The 6,525-nt window shown below is 66.7% G+C and carries 8 protein-coding genes and 1 pseudogene; 1 reads left to right on the top strand and 8 read right to left on the bottom strand.

Annotation, left to right across the window (positions count from 1 at the left end):
• Positions 1–210, top strand: a pseudogene (locus CVM52_RS22545) (tRNA (N(6)-L-threonylcarbamoyladenosine(37)-C(2))-methylthiotransferase MtaB); the annotation flags it as partial.
• A 59-nt stretch (positions 211–269) separates the two neighbouring features.
• Here CVM52_RS22545 and CVM52_RS22550 read toward each other — a convergent pair.
• The 8 genes from CVM52_RS22550 to CVM52_RS22585 form a co-directional block, all read right to left on the bottom strand.
• Complete coding sequence (locus CVM52_RS22550) at positions 270–698, bottom strand: DUF1801 domain-containing protein (RefSeq protein ID WP_100164619.1); 429 nt, start codon at positions 696–698, stop codon at positions 270–272.
• 298 nt (positions 699–996) lie between these two features.
• On the bottom strand, positions 997–1,815 hold the full coding sequence (locus tag CVM52_RS22555; RefSeq protein WP_100164620.1) for a cytochrome c1: 819 nt from the start codon (positions 1,813–1,815) through the stop codon (positions 997–999).
• Positions 1,816–1,832: 17 nt separating this feature from the next.
• A complete protein-coding gene (petB, locus tag CVM52_RS22560) occupies positions 1,833–3,176 on the bottom strand; it encodes a cytochrome b (protein WP_100164621.1) in 1,344 nt (447 codons plus the stop codon).
• Positions 3,177–3,187: 11 nt separating this feature from the next.
• Positions 3,188–3,751: a ubiquinol-cytochrome c reductase iron-sulfur subunit gene (gene petA / locus CVM52_RS22565; protein ID WP_100164622.1), complete on the bottom strand. Its 564-nt coding sequence runs from the start codon at positions 3,749–3,751 to the stop codon at positions 3,188–3,190.
• A 204-nt stretch (positions 3,752–3,955) separates the two neighbouring features.
• On the bottom strand, positions 3,956–4,570 hold the full coding sequence (locus tag CVM52_RS22570) for a glutathione S-transferase (protein WP_100164623.1): 615 nt from the start codon (positions 4,568–4,570) through the stop codon (positions 3,956–3,958).
• A gap of 54 nt (positions 4,571–4,624) precedes the next feature.
• Complete coding sequence (locus CVM52_RS22575) at positions 4,625–5,239, bottom strand: FMN-binding negative transcriptional regulator (protein ID WP_100164624.1); 615 nt, start codon at positions 5,237–5,239, stop codon at positions 4,625–4,627.
• A 54-nt stretch (positions 5,240–5,293) separates the two neighbouring features.
• Complete coding sequence (locus tag CVM52_RS22580; protein ID WP_100164625.1) at positions 5,294–6,010, bottom strand: thiamine ABC transporter ATP-binding protein; 717 nt, start codon at positions 6,008–6,010, stop codon at positions 5,294–5,296.
• A partial coding sequence (locus tag CVM52_RS22585) for an ABC transporter permease subunit (RefSeq protein WP_133119945.1) occupies positions 5,997–6,525 on the bottom strand: 529 nt, incomplete at its 5' end. The genes CVM52_RS22580 and CVM52_RS22585, both read right to left, overlap by 14 nt.

Consider the following 6,525-nt stretch of genomic DNA (forward strand, 5'->3'; position numbering starts at 1 on the left):
GCGGCGCGGCTGCGGGCGGCGGGCGAGGCGGCGGTGGCTCGGCATCTGCAGGGCCAGGTGGGCCGGGCGCACCGGGTGCTGATGGAGACGCCGCGGATGGGCCGGACCGAGCAGTTTGCCGAGGTGGTGTTTGCCGCGGATCAGCCGGAAGGGCAGATCGTGGAAGCGGCGATTACGGGGGTATCCGGCAGCCAATTGGTGGCCGGCTAAAGCGCGGTGTCCCGACTGGGACATGCGCTTATTGCGCTGACGTCAATAATCGAAACTGCTTAACGCGATCGCTCGGCGCGGCGGCGCAGGTGGTAGGTCAGGGCGCGGCCCAGGCAGATGCGCACCGCTTCGGCCGGGAGCGGTTGGTCGTGGCGCAGGATCACCGCGCGGTTCTTGTCAAAGCGGAACTCGTCGGGAAACTGCGCGCGGAATTCCTCGACCAGCGAGGTGCGGCAGTTGAAGAACAGCGCGCAGTCCTCGGGCGCGGATTTGACCCGACCCAGCCGGATCGTGCTGCCGGATTTACTGGCCTGGGTCAGATAGGCCGGTTCACCCCATTTCAGCGTCTCGAGAACCGGGCCGATGGCCTTATCCGCGGCGGCGACGTCGAAGATCAGGCGGCGGAGATCGCGCAGCCGGCTTTGCACCGGATCGGGAAAGCCGGCAAAGGTTGCCGCGACCTCCGGGGGCATCTCGGGCGCGGTCATGGCGCGCCTGTGAGCGGCGCCTGGGCCGCGTGTGGCAGGGCCGGTAGGTTCGGCGAGGCCTGGCCGTGGCGGGGATGCATGGGGTTCATCGGGTCCTTTCCTGGCGGCATTCGCCATCAGATCGGCACCGCCCGCACGGAATGGCCGGAGCCGAGCCCAGCCTGCCGCAGGGCCGGCCCTGCGGTCAACGCGTTAAAGACCCCCGTTCAAAATCAAAACGGCTACCGGGGGGGGCCCGGTAGCCGTTGATCTGGTGTGCTAAAGGCCGGGGCAAGCCGGCCTTGCGGGCGGGTCGCGCTTAGTGGAACTCTTTGCCCTTATGCGGCGCCCAGAGTTTCTTGTTGGTGAGGTAGAGCAGCACCGAGAGCAGGGTCAGGAACAGCACGCCGACAAACCCGGCCTGCTTGCGCGCCATCATCTTGGGCTCGGCCGACCACATCAGGAAGGCGGCCAGGTCCTCGGCCTCGTGATGCAGGTCATTGGCATGGCCATCGGCAAACTCCACGTCTTCACCGGCCAGCGGCGGCGCCATGGCGATCCAGCCGCCGGGGAAGGCGGTGTTTTCGTAGAGGACGACGCCAGCCTCTTCCTTGGTTTCGCCGGTATAGCCGGTCAGCAGCGCGACGATGTATTCCGGGCCGCCCATGCCTTTGACCAGCTGGTTGATCCCGGTGCCCAGCGGCCCGTGGAAACCCGCGCGCGCCTTGGCCATCATGCTGAGATCCGGTGCGCTTTGCAGCGTGTTGGCCGGGAAATGGTCGCTGGGAACCAGCGGCCGGAACTCGCCCAGTTCGGGATCGTAGAGGTGGCGGTTGGCGTCCTCGTCCAGCACCGGGAACTGCGCCGCATAGGCGCGCACCTGGTCCTCGGGCATGCCGGGGCCACCCTCGTCCGAAAGGGTGCGGATCGGCACGTATCTGAGGCCGTGGCAGGCGGCGCAGACCTCGGTATAGAGCTGCAGACCGCGCTGCAGCTGGTTCTGGTCGAAGCTGCCGAAGGGGCCTTCAAAGGAGAAGGCGACATCTTCGATATGGGCGGCTTCTTCCGCCGCCGACACGGCGACCGGGCCCAGGGCCAGGGCAGCCAGCAGGCTGCCGAATGCGAGTTTCTTGAACATGTGTCCCTGTCCCTTTCTCATTCGGCCGGGGCCGCGACGCCATCGGCGCCGGTTTTGCCCTTGCCGTAATGCGCTTGGAAGTCTTCCTCGATGGTGGCCGGCGGGGTCTGCGGTTTCTCGATCACCCCCAGAACCGGCAGGATCACCAGGAAATAGGCAAACCAGTAGGCCGAGCCGATCAGCGAGTAGGTCGCGTAAGGCTCTTCCGCAGGCATGGCGCCCAGCCACATCAGCACGATGAAGTCGATCACCAGCAGCGCGAACCACCATTTGAACATCGGCCGGTACCGGCCCGAGCGCACGCTGGAGGTGTCGAGCCAGGGCACCAGCGCCATGACCGCGATGGCGCCGAACATGGCCAGCACGCCGAAGAACTTGGCGTCGATGATGCCGCCGGTCAGGAAGGAGGCGATCTGCACCACCCAGACTTCGGAGGTGAAGGCGCGCAGGATGGCGTAGAACGGCAGGAAGTACCATTCCGGCACGATATGCGCCGGCGTCACCAGCGGATCGGCTTCGATATAGTTGTCGGGGTGGCCCAGATAGTTGGGCATGAAGCCGACAATCGCCCAGAACACCGCCAGCACCACGGCCAGGGCGAACAGGTCCTTGATCACGAAATAGGGCCAGAACGGCAGGGTGTCCTTCTCGGCCTCGGCCTTGGACCCGCGGCGCACCTCGACCCCGGTGGGGTTGTTGTTGCCGGTGGTGTGGAAGGCCCAGATATGCACGATCACCAGCCCGGCGATGACGAAGGGCAGCAGATAGTGCAGCGAGAAGAAGCGGTTCAGCGTGGCGTTGTCCACCGCGGGCCCGCCCAGCAGCCAGGTCTGGATCGGTTCGCCGATGAAGGGGATCGCGCCGAACAGGCCGGTGATCACCGTGGCGCCCCAGAACGACATCTGCCCCCAGGGCAGCACGTAGCCCATGAAGCCGGTGCCCATCATCAGAATGAAGATCAGCATGCCGACGATCCAGGTGATTTCGCGCGGCGCCTTGTACGACCCGTAATAGAGGCCGCGGAAGATGTGCACATAGACCGCGAAGAAGAACAGCGAGGCGCCGTTCATGTGCAGATAGCGCAGCATATAGCCGCCATTGACGTTGCGCATGATATGTTCGACCGAGGCGAAGGCCAGGTCGACATGCGGCGTGTAATGCATCACCAGGACGATGCCGGTGACGATTTGCAGCGCCAGGCAGAAGGCCAGGACGATGCCCCAGATCCACATCCAGTTCAGATTCTTGGGCGTGGGGATCATCAGCGTGTCATAGAGCAGGCCCAGCACCGGAAGGCGGCTGTCGACCCATTTTTCGATCTTCGATTTCGGTTCGTAATGATCGTGCGGAATACCGGACATGCGCCTTCCCCTTATCCCAGTTTGATCGTCGTTTCGTTTTCGAACTCGGCCAGCGGGATCGGCAGGTTCCGCGGCGCGGGTCCCCGGCGGATGCGGCCGGCCGTGTCGTAATGCGATCCGTGGCAGGGGCAGAACCAGCCGTCGAAATCGCCGGCGCCATCGCCCAGCGGGACGCAGCCCAGGTGGGTGCAGACCCCCATCATCACCAGCCATTCGCCGGCTTCGTCCAGCGTGCGGTTTTCATCGGTGGCCGGGGCGTCGGCCGGCAGGTTGCTGTTGAAGGCGCCGGGATCGACCAGTTCGCTCACCGGGACGGCGCGGCCTTCGCTGATTTCTTCCTCGGTGCGGCGCCGGATGAAGACCGGCTTGCCCAGGAACTTGACGGTGATCTGTGTGCCCACCTGGACGCCGCTGACATCGACGCGGATCTGCGACAGCGCCTGGACGTCGGCGGAGGGGTTCATCTGGTTGACCAGCGGCCAGACGGCGGCGCCTGCGGCCACGGCACCGGCGCCAGCGGTGGCGTAGTAGAGGAAGTCTCTCCGGGTGCCTTCGTGATCTTCTGCGTGGGACACGAGGTTTACTCCAATTCAGCGCCCGCCTGCGGGCAAATATGCAGTGGGGCCGCAAAAATGCAGCCTCTCTGCGGGTATCTAACGGGGTGTCATTGGTTCGTCCAGCCGTCATAATCGCGCAAGAGGTCGCAGGCCGGAGCTGGGCCGGCGAAATTTCCGGTTTTCGCCTCCGGAGGTCTCGCGCTGCGGTGTCGGGCGGCCGGGCTAGGCGGCGGCGGGCGGACGGGTGGCCACCATGCTGGGGCGCGATTCGAACTCGGCGAACCAGGCGGCCAGCGCGTCGTGGCCGGCGCGCCAATTGCGCGGCCCGTGGCGGAAATCGGCATAGCTCAGCGCGCAGGCCACCGCGATCTGGCCGATGTCCAGCGGCCCGGCCAGGTGGCTCATCCAGATCGCTTCCAGCGTGTCGCAGGCATGGGCGATCTTGTCCCATTGCGCATCGACCCAGCCGTCCCAGCGCTGTTGTTCCGAGCGCAGCCGGCTTTCGTAGGTCATCAGGATGGCGGCGTCGAGCATGCCATCGCCCAGCGCTTCGAGCGTGCGGGTGTCCCAGTGCCGTGCGCCTTCGGGATACAACCCGCCCTTGCCGCGCTGATCGAGATAGGCGGTGATCACCCGGCTGTCGAACATCGCTGGCCCGTCGGCCCGTTCCAGCGCCGGCACCTTGCCCAGCGGGTTCTTGGCCTTGAGCGCCGCATCGGGCGCCACCGGGGTGGTCGCGGCGCTGAGCAGTTCGACATCGTCGAGCTGGCCGGTTTCATGCAGCACCACCATGACTTTGCGCACATAGGGCGAGGTTGGGCTGTAATAAAGTTTCATCTCGGACTCCCTGAGAGATTTTGGCGCCAAGCTAGAAGCCGGCGGCAGTGCTGTCTATGCCCCGCGCATCAGGCGGGCCAGTGCGCGGGTTTCCGAACCAAAGCCATCGGCCTCGACCCCGTCGGCGGCGCGTTCGCGCACCTCGTCGGGCTTGTTCTGGCTGAATTTCCAGGTGCCGTCGATGGCATCAACCGTCATTCGGCAGGGCACGATCATGCGCAGCAGCTTGGCGCGGGCCGGCTCGCTCATCTTGTCCAGGCGCCAGGGTGCCTTGGGCAGCAGCCGGCCTTCATAGATGGCGGACTGACGCTCGAGCAGCGCGGCAAGTTCGCTGTCGGGCCGGCGTTCCAGCCGTCCGCGCAGATGCACGGCCTGGTAGTTCCAGGTCGGCACCTGGTCGTCGATGCCGTACCAGTCGGGCGAAACATAGCTGTCGGGCCCGGTGACGGCGATCAGCGCGGGCAACGGCTGGGACAGCGCGCGGACGATCGGGTTGGAGCGCACCAGGTGCAATTCGGCCAGGCTGCCATCCTTGGACAGGATGAAGGGCACATGGGCGGCCAGCGGCCCCTCGGGCCCGTTGACCGTCAGCATTCCGAAGGCGCGGTGGCGGGCAAATTCCAGGTTTTCCAGGTCGCTGGCGGTGTGGAAGATCGGGTTGGGATGCATCGGCGTTACCTCGGTTCGTCCTCCCCTTGTCCTGGCGCCGGTCTTGCCCGCTAATCAGGCGTCTGGCAATCCCCCCGGCGCGCCCAGATAGCGGCGCAGCGCCTCGGGCGGGTCGGCGAACAGCGTCGCGGTGGTGACCGGCGGTTCAGCCCGGCCCTCGGCCACCAAGATGACCTGTTCGGCGATGTATCTGGCATCGTCGGGGTCGTGGCTGACCATCAACAGGGTGGCGCCGGTTTCGGCGGCCAGCGCCTGCACCAGATCGAGCATGTCGCGTTTCAGGGCCGGGCCCAGGGCGGCGAAGGGTTCATCCAGCAGCAGCAGCGGCCGCGCCTGCACCAGCACCCGCGCCAATGCCGCGCGGCTTTGCTGGCCGCCCGACAGCGCGCCGGGTTTGCGCCCGGCCATGCCGTTCAACCCGACCCGGTGCAGCGCCTGTTCCACCGCCTGATGCTGTTGCGCTGACAGGCGCAGGTCGGGGCGCAGGCCCAGCCCGACATTCTGCGCCACGGTCAGATGCGGGAACAGGTTGCCGTCCTGAAACAGCATCGCCACCGGGCGGGCGCCGGGCGCGGCGCCGGTGATGTCGCGGCCATCCCAGGTGATGCGCCCGGCGGTGACGGGAAAAAACCCCGCAATTGCACCTAACAGGGTCGACTTTCCCGCACCCGACGGCCCGATCACCGCAACCCTGCGGCCGGGCTCGACCGCCAGATCGGCGGCCAGATCAAAGCCGCCGTTTTCGGCGCGCATCGCGTCAAGCCGCAGCATGGCGGCGCCCTCCCCGGTCACACAGCCAGAACAGGCTGACCGACAGCACCAGCAGCAGCAGCGCGGCGGCGGCGGCCGAGTCCATGCGATAGGCGCCCATCAGGCGGTAGATCTGCAGCGGCAACGTGGCGTGGTTCTGATCGGCAAACAGCGCGATCACCCCGAGATCGCCCATCGACAGCGCCGCGCCCAGCCCGGCGGCAAAGCCGATCTGCGGGCGCAGCCGCGGCAGCAGCACGTGGCGCAGGAAGGGCCAGCCCTGCATGTTCAGCGCCAGGCCGAGCCGGCCATAGTTGCCGAGCACCTCTTGCGCGGCAGGGACGAGGATGCGCAGCGCGAAGGGCAGCGCCATCAGCGCGTTGACCAGGGCGGTGACCGGCAAAGCCACCAAACCAGGGTCTATCAAGGGATTTACCAACAGAAACAGGCCGGTGCCGATAACCAGCGGCGACACCGCAAGGCCCAGCAGCCCCGCCGCCTCGACCGCGAGGCCGCCGCGCCGGGCGGCGGCCACC

This window comes from Pseudooceanicola lipolyticus, from assembly GCF_002786325.1.
Taxonomy (GTDB): Bacteria; Pseudomonadota; Alphaproteobacteria; order Rhodobacterales; family Rhodobacteraceae; genus Pseudooceanicola_C; species Pseudooceanicola_C lipolyticus.